The sequence below is a fragment of the Stenotrophomonas sp. PS02297 genome (assembly GCF_029959705.1).
GTDB classification, from domain to species: Bacteria; Pseudomonadota; Gammaproteobacteria; order Xanthomonadales; family Xanthomonadaceae; genus Stenotrophomonas; species Stenotrophomonas nitritireducens.
In genome coordinates, this window is record NZ_JASCOS010000088.1 from 1 (window position 1) to 15,119 (window position 15,119).

General features: G+C 69.7%; 16 protein-coding genes. All 16 read left to right on the top strand.

Annotated features, from left to right (window positions below; translation table 11 throughout):
• A partial coding sequence (locus tag QMX80_RS14405) for a flagellar basal body-associated FliL family protein (protein ID WP_282277746.1) occupies positions 1 to 500 on the top strand: 500 nt, incomplete at its 5' end.
• Positions 501 to 510: 10 nt separating this feature from the next.
• Complete coding sequence (fliM, locus tag QMX80_RS14410; protein ID WP_055768994.1) at positions 511 to 1,527, top strand: flagellar motor switch protein FliM; 1,017 nt, start codon at positions 511 to 513, stop codon at positions 1,525 to 1,527.
• Complete coding sequence (gene fliN / locus QMX80_RS14415) at positions 1,520 to 1,873, top strand: flagellar motor switch protein FliN (protein WP_055768990.1); 354 nt, start codon at positions 1,520 to 1,522, stop codon at positions 1,871 to 1,873. Before fliM ends, fliN begins: the two co-directional genes overlap by 8 nt.
• Before the next feature lie 8 nt (positions 1,874 to 1,881).
• Entirely contained in the window at positions 1,882 to 2,295 is a 414-nt protein-coding gene (gene fliO, locus QMX80_RS14420) for a flagellar biosynthetic protein FliO (RefSeq protein ID WP_282277760.1), read from the top strand.
• A 2-nt stretch (positions 2,296 to 2,297) separates the two neighbouring features.
• Positions 2,298 to 3,080: a flagellar type III secretion system pore protein FliP gene (gene fliP, locus QMX80_RS14425; protein WP_282277750.1), complete on the top strand. Its 783-nt coding sequence runs from the start codon at positions 2,298 to 2,300 to the stop codon at positions 3,078 to 3,080.
• Positions 3,081 to 3,197: 117 nt separating this feature from the next.
• On the top strand, positions 3,198 to 3,467 hold the full coding sequence (locus QMX80_RS14430) for a flagellar biosynthetic protein FliQ (RefSeq protein ID WP_055768984.1): 270 nt from the start codon (positions 3,198 to 3,200) through the stop codon (positions 3,465 to 3,467).
• 8 nt (positions 3,468 to 3,475) lie between these two features.
• Entirely contained in the window at positions 3,476 to 4,267 is a 792-nt protein-coding gene (fliR, locus tag QMX80_RS14435) for a flagellar biosynthetic protein FliR (RefSeq protein WP_055768979.1), read from the top strand.
• A 170-nt stretch (positions 4,268 to 4,437) separates the two neighbouring features.
• Positions 4,438 to 6,510 (top strand): EAL domain-containing protein, encoded by a 2,073-nt coding sequence (locus QMX80_RS14440; RefSeq protein ID WP_273083341.1) that lies wholly within the window; start codon positions 4,438 to 4,440, stop codon positions 6,508 to 6,510.
• 80 nt (positions 6,511 to 6,590) lie between these two features.
• A complete protein-coding gene (gene flhB, locus QMX80_RS14445; protein ID WP_282277752.1) occupies positions 6,591 to 7,721 on the top strand; it encodes a flagellar biosynthesis protein FlhB in 1,131 nt (376 codons plus the stop codon).
• Entirely contained in the window at positions 7,718 to 9,826 is a 2,109-nt protein-coding gene (flhA, locus tag QMX80_RS14450; RefSeq protein WP_282277753.1) for a flagellar biosynthesis protein FlhA, read from the top strand. Before flhB ends, flhA begins: the two co-directional genes overlap by 4 nt.
• A 160-nt stretch (positions 9,827 to 9,986) precedes the next feature.
• On the top strand, positions 9,987 to 11,684 hold the full coding sequence (gene flhF / locus QMX80_RS14455; protein WP_282277754.1) for a flagellar biosynthesis protein FlhF: 1,698 nt from the start codon (positions 9,987 to 9,989) through the stop codon (positions 11,682 to 11,684).
• Positions 11,671 to 12,555: a MinD/ParA family protein gene (locus QMX80_RS14460; protein ID WP_055768965.1), complete on the top strand. Its 885-nt coding sequence runs from the start codon at positions 11,671 to 11,673 to the stop codon at positions 12,553 to 12,555. Before flhF ends, QMX80_RS14460 begins: the two co-directional genes overlap by 14 nt.
• A complete protein-coding gene (locus QMX80_RS14465; RefSeq protein WP_273083334.1) occupies positions 12,552 to 13,304 on the top strand; it encodes an RNA polymerase sigma factor FliA in 753 nt (250 codons plus the stop codon). The genes QMX80_RS14460 and QMX80_RS14465 overlap by 4 nt, the downstream gene beginning before the upstream one ends.
• A 13-nt stretch (positions 13,305 to 13,317) precedes the next feature.
• Positions 13,318 to 13,710 carry a chemotaxis response regulator CheY gene (gene cheY / locus QMX80_RS14470; protein ID WP_055768958.1) on the top strand — a complete coding sequence of 131 codons (393 nt, stop codon included), beginning with the start codon at positions 13,318 to 13,320 and terminating at the stop codon, positions 13,708 to 13,710.
• Positions 13,710 to 14,336: a protein phosphatase CheZ gene (locus QMX80_RS14475; protein ID WP_055768954.1), complete on the top strand. Its 627-nt coding sequence runs from the start codon at positions 13,710 to 13,712 to the stop codon at positions 14,334 to 14,336. Before cheY ends, QMX80_RS14475 begins: the two co-directional genes overlap by 1 nt.
• Before the next feature lie 4 nt (positions 14,337 to 14,340).
• Positions 14,341 to 15,119, top strand: a 779-nt coding sequence (locus tag QMX80_RS14480; RefSeq protein ID WP_282277758.1) for an Hpt domain-containing protein, incomplete at its 3' end; no start/stop codon positions are given.

Genomic DNA, 15,119 nt, shown 5'->3' on the forward strand with positions numbered 1-15,119 from the left:
ACACATCCAAGGACAAGGACAAGGAAACCGCCGGCAAGCCGCGCCGTTCGCTGATGGCGACCGTCCTGGTCGCGGTCGGCGCCGCCGCTGGCGTCGGTGGCGCGGTATGGTATTTCACCCAGGGCCAGGCCGACGCGGCGCCGGCCAAGGCCAAGGTCGCCAAGGCGGCGACGCCGGCTCCTGCCCAGTACTTCGCGCTCGATCCGGCCTTCGTGGTCAATCTCAACGGCAGCGTGGATGGTCCGCGCTACCTGCAGGTCGAAGTGCAGCTGATGACCCGCGACGCGGAAGCGCTGCCGGCCCTGCAGACCCATGCGCCGGCGATCCGCGCCAAGCTGCTGATGCTGTTCTCCCAGGTCGAGCCGGAGCAGATCGCCGATCGCGCCGGCAAGGAGCGCCTGCAGGCGTCGGCGCTGGCCGAAGTGCAGAAGCTGATGACCGCCGAGACCGGCAAGAAGGCTGCCGACGACCTGCTGTTCACCAGCTTCGTCACCCAGTAAGGCGACGCCGATGAGCATCAACGACCTGCTGTCCCAGGATGAAATCGACGCCCTGCTGCATGGCGTCGATTCCGGAGCGGTGGACACCGTCGAACCCGAGCTGCCGCCTGGCGAGGCGCGTCCCTACGACTTCGCCAGCCAGGACCGGATCATCCGCGGGCGCATGCCCACGCTGGAGATGGTCAACGAGCGCTTCGTGCGCCTGTGGCGCATCGGTCTATTCAACCTGATCCGGCGTTCGGCCGAGATCTCGGTGCGCGGCATCGAGCTGATCAAGTTCGGCGACTACCTGCATTCGCTGTACGTGCCGACCAACCTCAACCTGGTGCGCTTCAAGCCGCTGCGCGGCACCGGCCTGATCGTGTTCGAGCCCACCCTGGTGTTCGCGGTGGTGGACAACTTCTTCGGCGGCGACGGCCGCTACCACACCCGCATCGAGGGCCGCGAGTTCACCGCCACCGAGATGCGCGTGATCCAGCTGATGCTCAAGCAGGCCTTCACCGACCTGCGCGAGGCTTGGAGCCCGGTGATGAACGTCGATTTCGACTACATCAACTCCGAGATCAACCCGCACTTCGCCAACATCGTCAGCCCGCGCGAATACGTGGTGGTGTGCCGTTTCCACGTCGAACTGGAGAGCGGCGGCGGCGACATCCACATCACCCTGCCCTATTCGATGCTCGAGCCGATCCGCGAACTGCTCGATGCCGGCATCCAGAGCGACCGCAACGACCGCGACGAGAGCTGGGCCGTCATGCTGCGCGAGCAGCTGGACACCGCCGAGGTCGAGCTGTCCAGCGTGATCGCGCGCCGGCGCATGAGCCTGCGAGAGCTCAGTCGCCTGAAGGTCGGCGACATCCTGCCCATCGACATGCTGAAGGAAGTGCCGCTGTGCGTCGAAGGCATCCCGGTGTTCACCGGCGAATTCGGCATCGCCCACGACCGCAACGCCATCAAGATCACCGCTACCCATCCGCCGGGCCGGGGCCCCCGCCCGGCCGCGTCCCAGGAAAACCCCAATGACTGAGAACGACTCCAACGAAACCGCCACCGCGTCGGCCGCCGCGCCGGCGCAGTTCGTCAACCTGCAGGCCGACGGCGATGGCGGCGCGGACCTCAACCTGGACGTGATCCTGGACGTGCCGGTGACCTTGTCGCTGGAAGTCGGCCGCGCGCGCGTGCCGATCCGCAACCTGCTGCAGCTCAACCAGGGCTCGGTGGTGGAACTGGAACGCGGCGCCGGCGAGTCGCTGGACGTGTTCGTCAACGGCACCCTGATCGCGCATGGCGAGGTGGTGGTCATCAACGACCGCTTCGGCGTGCGCCTGACCGACGTGGTCAGCCCCAGCGAGCGCATCCGGAGACTGCGTTGAGCCTGGCGCTGTTCGCGGCCGCCGCCGTCGCCGGCAGCGTCCCGGGTCACGTACCGTCCGCGCCGGTCGGCCAGCACGCCGCCGCGGCGCCGGGCATGTTCGGCGCGGTGCTGGCGCTGCTGATGGTGCTGGCGCTGATCGTCGGCCTGGGCTGGCTGCTCAAGCGGCTGCCCGGCAGCGGCTTCCGCCAGGCCGAGGGGCTGAAGCTCGTGGCCAGCCTCAATGTCGGCGCCAAGGAGCGCGTGGTGGTGGTCGAGGTCAACGGCCGGCAACTGCTGCTGGGCGTCACCGCCGGCGGCATCGCCACCCTGCACGAGTTGCCCGAACCGCTGCCGGCCGCACCGCCGGCCACGCTTCCGAACCTCAAACACCTTCCGAATTTCGCGCAGCTGCTGCAACAGAAGCTGCGCAAGGACGCCTGAGCATGCCGCTGCAACGCTTCCATTCCCGCTTCTGCTGGCAGCTGGCGATCCTGTTCGCCCTGCTGGCCCTGCCGCTGTTCGCCTGGGCGGCCCCCGCCGCGCCGTCGTTGCCGGCCCTGCCCGACGTGAACGTAGGCAAGATAGGCGGCGCCCCGGTCAGCCTGCCGCTGCAGACCCTGCTGCTGATGACGGCGATCACCCTGCTGCCGTCGATGTTGCTGGTGCTGACCGCCTTCACCCGCATCATCATCGTGCTGGGCCTGCTGCGCCAGGCGATGGGTACCGGGCAGACGCCCTCCAACCAGGTGCTGCTCGGCCTGTCCCTGTTCCTGACCGCGATGATCATGATGCCGGTCTGGGACAAGGCCTGGTCCACCGGCATGGCGCCCTACCTGGACGGGCAGATCGACTTCCAGACCGCGTGGACGCTGACCACCCAGCCGCTGCGCGCCTTCATGCTGGCGCAGGTGCGCGAGACCGACCTGATGACCTTCGCCGGCCTGGCCGGCCACGGTTCCTATGCCGGCCCGGACGCCATCCCGTTCCCGGTGCTGGTGGCCTCCTTCGTCACCAGCGAGTTGAAGACCGCGTTCGAGATCGGCTTCCTGATCTTCATTCCGTTCGTGATCATCGACCTGGTGGTGTCCAGCGTGCTGATGTCGATGGGCATGATGATGCTCTCGCCGATGCTGATCTCCGCGCCGTTCAAGATCCTGCTGTTCGTGCTGGTGGATGGCTGGGTGTTGGTGGTCGGCACGCTGGCGGCCAGCTTCAACGCGGTGTAGCCGGCCCCGCCGTGCGTATTCGCCCGGAGCCGCGGCCTGTCCGCGGCTTCGCCATTGCTGGCGCCAGCGGCGGAATCCCGGCGCGCCGTTGGCACCGCCCTTGCATTGCAGATCCGCATGAGTCCCGAACTTGCCCTGACCGAACTGCGCGGTGGCCTGGTCACCACCCTCTGGATCGCCGGCCCGCTGCTGGTCACCGTGCTGGTGGTCGGCGTGGTGATCGGCATCATCCAGGCCGCCACCCAGCTCAACGAGCCGACCATCGCCTTCGTCGCCAAGGCCGCGGCGCTGACCGCGGCGCTGTTCGCGCTGGGCAGCCTGCTGCTCGGCAACCTGGTGGAATTCACCACCCTGCTGTTCCAGCGCATTCCGCACCTGATCGGCTAGACGACGGCATGGATCCTGTCACCGGCATGATGATCGACGGCCAGCAGGCCTTCGCCATCATCGGCGCCACCCTGTGGGTCATGCTACGCATCGGCGCGATGCTGATGGCCATGCCGATGGTGGGCACGCGCGCGGTGCCGGCGCGGGTGCGGGGGATGCTGGCCGTCGCGCTGTCGGTGGCGCTGGCGCCGGTGCTGCCGCCGGTGCCGGCCTGGAACGGCTTCGACGCGGCCACCGTGCTCACCATCGCCCGCGAACTGGCGGTCGGGGTGACCATCGGTTTCCTGCTGCGCCTGATCCTGGAGGCCGGCGCCATGGCTGGCGAGCTGGTCGCCCAGGGCACCGGCCTGGCCTTCGCGCAGATGAGCGATCCCTTGCGCGGCGGCAGTTCCGGCGTCGTCGGGCAATGGTTCTATCTGCTGTTCGGCCTGCTGTTCTTCGCCAGCAACGGGCACCTGGCGCTGATCTCGCTGCTGGTGGAGAGCTACCGGACCCTGCCGATCGGCACGGCGCTGCCCGATCCGCATGCCATGGCGTCGCTGGTCCCCACCCTGTTCCTGCAGGTGTTCCGCGGCGCATTGAGCCTTGCCCTGCCGCTTACCGTGGCGATGCTGGCGGTGAACCTGGCCTTCGGCGCGCTGGCCCGCGCGGCGCCGGCGCTGAACCCGATGCAGCTGGGCCTGCCGGTGTCGCTGCTGCTGGGGTTGTTGCTGCTGACCCTGCTGGCCGGGGAAATGGCGCCTCCGGTGCAACGCCTGTTCGACAGCGCGTTCGACGCCGCGCGGCAGGTGACTTCGTGATCCAGGGCACATCCGCGGCGTTCGCCGCGCCCTCCGCGGGGCGCTGCTCTTGCTTGCTGCGGACAGGCCCGGGATAGTCGCGGGAACGCGCGCCGGCGGGGAATGGCCGGGCGCACTCGGCAACGCGCCGCGCCGGATGCGTGGTGCATGGAATGGGGAGGGAGTGGGCGATGCTTGCAGGAAGCTACAACCCGTTGTTCGTCGTGCTGTCGGTCCTGGTCGCGATCCTGGCCTCGTTCACCGCCCTGGACATGGCCTCGCGCGTATCGGCCTCGCGCCATTCCCGCGCGACGCTCGGCTGGCTGCTGGCCGGCGGCATCGCCATGGGCGCCGGCATCTGGTCGATGCACTTCGTCGGCATGCTCGCCTTCCGCCTGCCGATCCCGCTCGGTTACGACCTCGGGCTCACCGTCGAATCGCTGCTGGTCGCCATCGCCGCCTCGCTGTTCGCGCTGTGGCTGGTCTCGCGCCCCACCCTGCCGCACCTGCGGCTGGCGCTGGGCGCGCTGCTGATGGGCCTGGGCATCGCCTGGATGCACTACGCCGGCATGGCCGCGCTGCGCATGCAGCCGGCCATCGACTACGATCCGCTGCGTTTCGCGCTTTCCATCCTGATCGCGGTGGGCGCCTCGTGGAGCGCGCTCTACATCGCCTTCCGCATGCGCGCGATGGAGCAGGCGCTGCCGCAGCGCCTCGCCGCCGCCGCGGTGATGGGTCTGGCCATCGTCGGCATGCACTACACCGGCATGGCCGCGGCGCGCTTCCCGGCCGGTTCGGTCTGCGCAGCGGCGACCAGCGGCGGGATCAGCGTCGAATGGCTGGCGGCCTGCGTGGTGATGCTGACTGTGGCGGTGATGGCGGTGGTGCTGGTCATCTCGCTGTTCGAGCAGCGCATGCAGGCGCGCCTGCTGCATCTGCGCAACTCGACGCTGTCGGCCTCGCTGGACGACGCGCGCAAGGAACTGTTCCATGCCAGCCGCCACGATTCGCTGACCGGCCTGCCCAACCGCCAGCTCTCGCACGACCGCATGGAGCAGCTGCTGCAGCGCTGCAGCAGGGATGATCTGGCCTGTGCGGTGATGACCCTGGACCTGGACGAATTCCGCCACATCAACAGCGCGTTCGGCCCGCAGGCCGGCGACGCGGTGATGGTCGACGTGGCCGAGCAGCTGCGTCGGCTGCTGCCGGACGAGGGCCTGGTCGGCCGCCTCGGCGGCGACCAGTACGTGATCGCGCTCCCGCTGGCCGGCGACGCCACCGCCGCACCGCTGGCCGAGCGCATCCTGATCGCGCTCAACGCGGTGCGCGTGGGCGGGCGCGACATGCGCGTCACCGGCAGCCTGGGCGTGGCCCTGTATCCGGCGCATGGCGATTCGACCGCGCAGCTGGTGGTGCATGCCGAGACCGCCACCCGCCACGCCAAGCTGGCCGGCCGCAACACCCATGCGCAGTTCGCCGAATGGATGAGCGTCGATGCCGAGCAGGACCAGCGCCTGCTGGAGGATCTGCACAAGGCCATCGGCACGGCCCAGCTGACCCTGCATTACCAGCCGCGGGTGCGCGCCGACAGCGACCGCGTCAGCGGCGCCGAAGCGCTGATCCGCTGGCGCCACCCCGTGCACGGGCCGGTGCCCAGCGAACGCGTCATCCGCCTGGCCGAACAGAACGGGATGATGGATGTGATCGGCCTGTGGGTGCTGGACGAAGCATGCCGGCAGATCCGCTGCTGGCACGACGCCGGCCACGCCGATTGGCAGGTGTCGGTCAACCTGTCGGGCCTGCAGCTGGATTCCCCGCGCCTGGTCGAGGATGTACGCCAGGTCCTGCAGCGCAACGAGCTGGAACCCTCGCGCCTGGTGCTCGAAGTCAGCGAAAACGCGGTCACCCGCGATGCCGACGCCGCGGTCGGCATGCTGCGCGCCATCGCCGCGCTGGGCGTGGGCATCTCGATCGACGATTTCGGCACCGGCTTCTCCAGCCTGCTGCAGCTGCGGCGGCTGCCGGCCACCGAGATCAAGATCGACCGCGCTTTCGTGGTGGCGCTGGAAGACAGCGACGAGGACGTGGTGGTGGTCTCGGCCATCGTCGCGCTGGGCCACGCATTGAACATGGAAGTCGTCGCCAAGGGCATCGAGACCTCGGGCCAGCGCACCTATGCCGAGCGCCTGGGCTGTGATCACCTGCAGGGCCACCAGCTGGGGCGCCCGGTCAGCGCGGAGAGCTTCATGCGGTTGTACGGTTGAGGCCGGGAGCGGGTTCCTCGCCACGGCGCCTGGCCCGTTTCTTGCACGGCAGGCGCTGACTCCCGCATCCGCGCCTGGACATGGCCGAGAACGAAGACGGCACCGAAAAAACCGAACAGCCTACCGAAAAGCGACTGCGCGAAGCCCGCGAGAAGGGCGACATTCCGCGCTCGCGCGAACTGGCCACCGCTGCGGTGTTCGGCGCCGGCGTACTCGCCGTGTACGCCCTGTCCGGGGTGATCGGTGCCAATGCGCGCGCATGGATGCGGGCCGCGCTGACCCCGGATCCGGGGCTGTTCGAGACGCCCGGCGCGCTGTTCGGCCATGCCGGCATGCTGCTGCTCCGGCTGCTGCTGGCGACCTGGCCGCTGCTGCTGGCCTGCCTGCTCGCCAGTTTCGTCTCGCCGCTCCTGATGGGCGGGTTGCGGGTGTCGTCCAAGGCGATGATGCCCGACCTGAACCGCATGAACCCGATGAGCGGGCTCAAGCGCATCTATGGCGCGCAGTCGCTGGCCGAACTGGCCAAGTCGCTGCTGCGGGTGCTGTTCGTCGGCACCGCGGCCGGCCTGTGCATCTGGCACGGCTTCGACGCCCTGCGCGCCCTGCTGCAGTTGCCGCTGGAGCGCGCCGTCCAGGACGGGCTGGGCTTCACCCTGCGCCTGCTGCTGGCCACGGCCGGGGGGATGGCCCTGCTGGCGGCGATCGATGCGCCCTACCAGCGCTGGAACTGGATGCGCAAGCTGAAGATGACCCGCGAGGAACTCAAGCGCGAGATGAAGGAAAGCGAGGGCAGCCCCGAGGTCAAGGGCCGAATCCGGCAGATGCAGATGCAGCTGTCGCAACGGCGGATGATGGAAGCAGTGCCCACGGCCGACGTGGTCGTGGTCAACCCGACCCATTATGCGGTGGCGCTCAAGTACGAGGCCGGGCGCATGAACGCCCCCACCGTGGTGGCCCGCGGGGTGGACGAACTGGCCCTGCGCATCCGCCAGGTCGCCGACGGCAACCGCGTGGCCATCGTCTCGGCGCCGCCGCTGGCACGCGCCTTGTATAGGGAAAGCCAACTCGGCAAGGAAATCCCCGTGAGACTGTATTCGGCCGTCGCCCAGATCCTGTCCTACGTCTACCAGCTGCGCGCCTGGCGCAGCGGGCCGATGCCGCAGCAGCCGGCCATCGACATCGACGAATTCGGCAAGGGAGCCCGCCCATGAGTGCCCAGCCCATGCCGGCCACCGCGCGCCGCCTGCTGGGCGCGATCCGCCAGGGATTCGGCGCGCCGCTGATCGTGCTGGCGCTGCTGGCGATGGTGGTAGTGCCGCTGGCCGCGCCGGTGCTCGATGCGCTGTTCACCTTCAACATCGCCATCTCGCTGATGGTGCTGCTGGCGGTGGTGTACGTGAAGCGGCCGCTGGACTTCACCATCTTCCCGATCGTGCTGCTGATCACCACCATGCTGCGGCTGGCGCTGAACGTGGCCTCCACCCGCGTCATCCTGCTCAACGGCCAGAACGGCCACGAGGCCGCCGGCAAGGTCATCGCCTCGTTCGGCGAGTTCGTGATCGGCGGCAACTACGCGGTGGGCATCGTGGTGTTCGCGATCCTCACCATCATCAACTTCGTGGTCATCACCAAGGGCGCCGGACGCGTGTCGGAAGTGACCGCGCGCTTCACCCTGGACGCCATGCCCGGCAAGCAGATGGCGATCGATGCCGACCTCAACGCCGGCCTGCTGACGGCCGCGGAAGCCAAGGTCCGGCGCGAGGAAGTGCGCGAGGAAGCCGACTTCTACGGCGCGATGGACGGCTCCAGCAAGTTCATCCGCGGCGACGCCATCGCCGGCATCCTGATCCTGTTCATCAACCTGCTCGGCGGCCTGGCGGTGGGCGTGCTGCAGCACGGCATGCCGTTCGGTCAGGCCGCCGCCACCTATACCCTGCTGTCGATCGGCGACGGCCTGGTGGCGCAGCTGCCGGCCCTGCTGGTGTCCAGCGCCGTGGCGATGCTGGTCACCCGCGCCTCGCGCTCGCAGGACATGAGCGAGGCGATGATGGGCCAGGTGTTCGGCCAGTACCGCGCCCTGGCGATTGCTGCGGCCATCATCGGCCTGGTCGGCCTGGTGCCGGGCATGCCCAACCTGGCCTTCCTGATCCTGGCCTCGATCCTCGGCTTCCTGGCCTGGAAGCTGTGGAAGCGCGACATGGCCAACGCCGAGAAGCCCGGCGCCGAGGCCGGCGCCGGCGCGCAGGGCGAGATTCCCGGCCTGCTCTCCTCGCAGCCGGCGCCGACCGCCGAACTGAGCTGGGACGAGCTGCGCCCGGTCGATCCGCTGGGGCTGGAGGTGGGCTACCGGCTGATCCCGCTGGTAGACACGGCCCAGGGCGGCGAACTGATGGCGCGCATCAAGGGCGTGCGCCGCAAACTCACCCAGGATGTCGGCTTCCTGATCCCGTCGGTGCATATCCGCGACAACCTGGAGCTGCCCGCCACCACCTACCGGGTACTGATCCATGGCGTGCCGGTGGCGAGCGCGGAGATCCATCCCGACCGCGAACTGGCGCTGGACCCGGGCAGCGCAATGGGCCAGCTGGAGGGAATTCCCGGCAAGGACCCGGCCTTCGGCCTGGACGCCACCTGGATCCAGCCGCATCAGCGCGCCCATGCCGAATCGCTGGGCTACACCGTGGTCGATCCGGCCACGGTGATCGCCACCCACCTCTCGCACCTGATCCGCGAGCACGCCCCGGAACTGCTCGGCCACGAGGAAGTGCAGCAGCTGCTGGCCACCCTGGCCAAGAGCGCGCCCAAGCTGGTCGATGACCTGACCCCGAAGGCGCTGCCGATCTCGGTGGTGGCCCGCGTCCTGCAGAACCTGCTGATCGAGCGCATCCCGATCCGCCAGCTGCGCAAGATCGCCGAGGCGCTGGTGGAGAACGCGCCGCTGGCCCAGGACCCGGCCGCGCTGACCGCCGCCGTGCGCAACGCGCTGGGCCGCTTCATCGTGCAGGAGATCGCCGGCATGTCGCCGGAACTGCCGGTGTTCACCCTGAACCCGCAACTGGAACGGGTCTTGCAGGAATCCACGCAGGGCAACGGTGCCGCACTGGAACCCGGTCTCGCCGAACGTCTCCACCAGAGCCTTGCCGAATGCGTCGGCAAGCAGGAGGCGCGCAACGAGCCGGCCGTGGTGCTGGTACCGGGCCCGGTCCGCGCCGCCCTCGCCCGGATGGTCCGCCACAGCGTCCCCTCGCTGTCGGTGCTGGCCTACAGCGAGGTCCCGGAAGACAAGCGCCTGAAGCTGGTCGGCACGATCAGCTGAGGACAGCCTGGAAACCGGCGGCGCAGGACGACGTCAAAGAACGGACACCTGGCGGGCCACCGCCACAAACGAAGGACGAGGAGCACGCACCGCCATGCACGACACCGCCAACGCCACTGCTCCCGCGTCGCACCCGCACACGAATTCCCGGTACTCCAGCATGAAGATCAAACGTTTCGTCGCCGCCGACATGCGCACCGCCATGAACCTGGTGCGCAAGGAACATGGCCCCGACGCCGTCATCCTGTCCAACCGCCGGATCGAGGAAGGCGTCGAGATCGTGGCGGCCGCCCACTACGACGAGACCGCCGTGCAGCGCGCCCTGGAGGCCGCCCGCCCGGCACCGCCGGCGCCCAAGCCGCGCAGCGCCGCCGAGGCGATCATCGCCGCGGTGACCCGCCGCAGGACTCCGGAGCCGGAACCGGTGGTGGCCACCGCCTCAGCCGTGGCCGCCCTCGCCCGCTCGGCGGTCGGCGCCACCGGCCGTTCCATCGACAGCAGCGTCGAACTGGCCCCGGGCAGCCGCTTTTCCTCGCTGCTCAAGCCGCAGCCCCGGCCCGCCGCCGAACGCCTGCCCGAGCTTCCGGAACAGATCTTCGCGACCTTCCCGGCAGCGCTGGACGACACCCCGGTGGTGCCCGCATTCCGTCCCGAAGGCTTCGCCCCGGTCGAGCCGGCCCCGCCCGCCCCGGCACCGGTCAACCGCGCCCGCTTCGTGATCGATCCGCCGCTGCAGGAGCGGGTCGCCCTGGAACCGGCACCGGCATCGCGGATCGAGCCGCCGATGGCGCCGCCGGCGCCGCTTGAAACGGCCCCGCTCCGCGAGGCGCCGGTCGAGCCGATCCTGCCCGTCGCCCCGGCTGTCGCCGCTACCGTCAATGTTCCGGCGCCCGCTCCTGAAACCGCTGTCGCCGCGCCCGCGCTGAGCGTGGTCGCCACGGCGCCGCGCGACGACCGCCAGCTCGCCGAGCTGCGCCAGGAAGTGGCCGGGATGCGCCAGCTGATCGAGCGCGAGATGAACCGTTTCACCGACGAGCGCCTGCGCGGCAGCCCGGTGCGCGCCAACGCGCTGGACCTGATGGACGAATACGGCTTCGATGCCGGCCTGGCCCGCGACGTGGCGGTGCAGATGCCGGCGGAGACCGATCCGGCGCGCGCCCGCGGGCTGATGCTGGGCCTGATCTCCAAGAAGCTGCCGATCGCCCCGGTCGATCCGATCGAGGCCGGCGGGGTGATCGCGCTGGTCGGTCCGACCGGCGCCGGCAAGACCACCACCATCGCCAAGCTGGCCTCGCGCTTCGCCGAAGCGCATGCGGCCCGCGACGTCGCCCTGGTCACCACCGACACCCAGCGCATCGGCGCGCGCGAACAGCTGTACGGCTTCGGCCGCCAGCTCGGCATCGCCGTGCACGAAGCCAGCAGCGGCACCAACCTCAACCAGCTGCTGGAGCGCCTGGCCGATTACAAGCTGGTGCTGATCGACACCGCCGGGCTGGGCCAGCGCGACCGCGCCCTGACCGCCCAGCTGCAGTGGCTGCGCGCCGCCGGCCAGATCCGTACCCTGCTGGTGCTGCCGGCCAACACCAGTTTCCAGGACATGGACGAGGTGGTGCGCCGCTTCGGCGCGGCCAATCCGCAGGGCCTGGTATTGACCAAGCTGGACGAGACCGGCCGCTTCGGTTCGGCCCTTTCTGTGGCCGTGGATCACCGTTTGCCGATCACATGGGTGACGGATGGGCAGGATGTGCCCGAAGATCTGCACCGGGCCTCGGCGGCCAATCTCGTGCTTCGCCTTGAAGATTTGCGCCGCGCGGCCGATATGCCCTGCAACCCGGAGTTGAACCATGCCGTCGCGTGAGTACGCCAAGCTGACCAATGCCTTCCCGCTGTCGGCCACCCGCCGCCAGCCTGCCGGCCCCGTGCGCACCATCGCGGTGACCGGCGGCAAGGGCGGCGTGGGCAAGACCAACGTCTCGGCCAACCTGGCCGTGGCGCTGGCCGGCATGGGCAAGCGCACGCTGCTGCTGGACGCCGACCTGGGCCTGGCCAACATCGACGTGATCCTCGGTCTGCAGCCCAAGCACACCCTGGCCGACCTGGTCGCCGGGCGCTGCACGCTGGAGGACGTCATCATCGAAGGTCCCGACGGCCTGCTGGTGGTGCCGGCCGCGTCCGGGCGCCGGCACATGGCCGAGCTGCAACCGGCCGAGCACGTCGGCCTGGTCAACGTGTTCTCCGAGCTCGAGCGCGACCTGGACGTGATGATCATCGACACCGCCGCCGGCATCACCGACAGCGTGCTGACCTTCTGCCAGGCCGCGCAGGACACCGTGGTGGTGGTCTGCGACGAGCCGGCATCGATCACCGACGCCTACGCGCTGATCAAGGTGCTCTCGCGCGAGCGCGGGGTGGACCGCATCCAGGTCGTGGCCAACATGGCGCGCGACCCCAACGAAGGCCGCGTGCTGTACGAGAAGCTGGTGCGGGTGTGCGAGAAATTCCTGGCCGACGTTTCGCTCAACTACCTGGGCTGCGTACCGCAGGACGACTGGCTGCGCCTGTCGGTGCAGCGCCAGCAGCCGGTGGTGAAGCTGTACCCGTCGGCGCCGGCCGCGCTGGCGCTGCAGGAAATCGCCCGCCGTACCGCCCGCTGGCAGGCGCCCACCGAGCCGCGCGGCGGCGTCGAGTTCTTCCTTGAGCGCATCATCCAGCGCGGGATGGCCACATGAAGCCCGCCGCTGCCGCCCAATACCGCGAGGTGCAGCGCGCCAGCGCCAACGACTGCATCGCCCGCCATTCGGACCTGGTGCGGCGCATCGCCCATCACCTGGCGGCGCGGCTGCCGGCCAGCGTCGAGATCGACGACCTGATCCAGGCCGGGATGATGGGGCTGATCGAGGCGTCGCGCAGTTACGACGCCGAACAGGGCGCCTCGTTCGAGACCTACGCCTCGATCCGCATCCGCGGCTCGATGATCGACGAGATCCGCCGTGGCGACTGGGTGCCGCGCTCGGTGCACCGCCGCGCCCGCGACGCCGCCGCCACCATCCGCCGCATCGAGCAGGCCACCGGCCGTGCCGCCAGCGCCACCGAGGTGGCCGAGGCGATGGAGATGCCGCTGCCCGAGTACCTGCGGCTGATCGAGGACGCCGCGCGCGGCCAGGTGCTGAGCCTGGAGTCGCGCATCGAGGACCAGGGCGAGCTGGATACCCCGGCCACCGGCGGGCCGACCCCGCAGCAGGTGCTCGAGCGCAGCCAGTTCGGCGAGGAACTGGGCAAGGCCATCGGCCAGTTGCCCGAGCGCGAACAACTGGTGCTGTCGCTGTACTACGAGCAGGAACTGAACCTGAAGGAGATCGGCGCGGTGCTCGGGGTGAGCGAGTCGCGGGTCTGCCAGATCCACGGCCAGGCCATGCTGCGCCTGCGCGGCCGGCTGAAGATTTTCGAGGCGGCCGACGCCGGCCTCGTCGAACCATGAAGAGGAACACCTTTTGAACAAGAACATGCGGATCCTGATCGTCGACGACTTCTCGACCATGCGGCGCATCGTCAAGAACCTGCTGGGCGACCTGGGCTTCACCAATACCGCCGAAGCCGAGGACGGGCATGCCGCATTGGCCCTGTTGAACAGCCAGCCGTTCGACTTCGTGGTCACCGACTGGAACATGCCGGTGATGACCGGCATCGAACTGCTCAAGGTGATCCGCGCCGATGCCAAGCTCAAGACGCTGCCGGTGCTGATGGTCACCGCCGAGGCCAAGCGCGAGCAGATCATCGAAGCCGCGCAGAGCGGCGTGAACGGCTACATCATCAAGCCGTTCACCGCGCAGACCCTGGAGGAGAAGCTGGGCAAGATCTTCGAACGGCTGGCGGCGAGCGCCTGATGACGATCATCTCCAGCGGGACCCCGAGCGAGAAATCGGCCCTGGTGCAACGCCTGCAGGATGCGCTGGCGGCGCTGGAAAGCGGCGATGAAACCGGCTGGCGCCGGGAAATCGACGCCCTGGCGGCACTGCGCACGCAGCCGATGATGGCCGGCCTGGGCCGGCTCGCGCGCGAGCTGGGCCAGGCGCTGGGCGAACTGCCGACGATTCCCAGCGATGCTGGCGAGCTGGACGACGCCTGTGCGCGCCTGGACCACGTGGTGGAGATGACCGAGAAGGCCACCCATCGCACCCTGGACCTGGCCGAACAGTGCCGCGAACTGGTCACCGGCCTGCGCGAGGGCAGCCTGCCGGCGGTCGAGCATGAGCAGGCCCTGGACCGCATCCGCCACAACCTCACCGAGATCGCCCTGACCCAGAGCTACCAGGACCTGACCGGGCAGATCATCCGCCGCGTGGTCGGCATCGTGCGCCGCGTGCACGAGGGCTTCGGCGCGCTCGGCCTGCCGCCGCCCGAGGAGGAAGCGCGCGGCAACGGGCTCGCCGGCCCGGCGCTGGAAGGCATCGACCGCCACGCCGTCAGCCAGAACGACGCCGACGACCTGCTTTCCGACCTGGGGCTGTGACGCCATGAGCGCCTTCGCCGACGACATCGCCGCCGACTTCATCCTCGAGGCCCAGGAAATCCTGGACCGCCTCGGCGAACAGCTGGTCGCGCTGGAACAGTCGCCCCAGGACAACGACCAGCTCAACGCGGTGTTCCGCGGCTTCCATACGCTCAAGGGCGGCGCCGGTTTCCTCGGCATCAACGCGATGGTCGAGCTGTGCCACGCCGCCGAGGAAACCCTGGGCATGGCGCGTTCGGGCAAGGCGGTGCTGCAGGCGCACCACTTCGATGCCGCGCAGCAGTCGCTGGACTGGCTGCAGGCCATGCTCGACGCGGTCTCGGCCGGCACCGACCCGCAGCACGCGCCGCCGGCGCTGATCGCGCTGTTCGACGTCGACGTGGCGCCGGCCGCTCCGGTTCCCGTGGCGGCGGCACCGGTCGCGGCCTCCGGCGGCGACCTCATCACCGAAGACGAATTCGAGGACCTGCTCGACCAGCTGCATGGCGGCGGCGCGCCTGGCGCCAAGCTGGTGGCGGCCGTTGGAGCGCCCGAGGCCGGCAGCGACCTGATCAGCGAGGACGAGTTCGAAGCCCTGCTCGACCAGCTGCATGGCGCCGCCGCCCCTGGTGCCACGCCGGTTTCGGCCGCCGCCAGGCCCGCCGCGGCATGCAAGGGCGGCGACGATCTCATCACCGAGGATGAGTTCGAAGCCCTGCTCGACACCCTGCACGGCGGCGCCGCGCCCGGCGCCCGCGCCCTGCCCGCACCCCCGGCCGCCACGCCCGCCGCTCCGGTCACGGC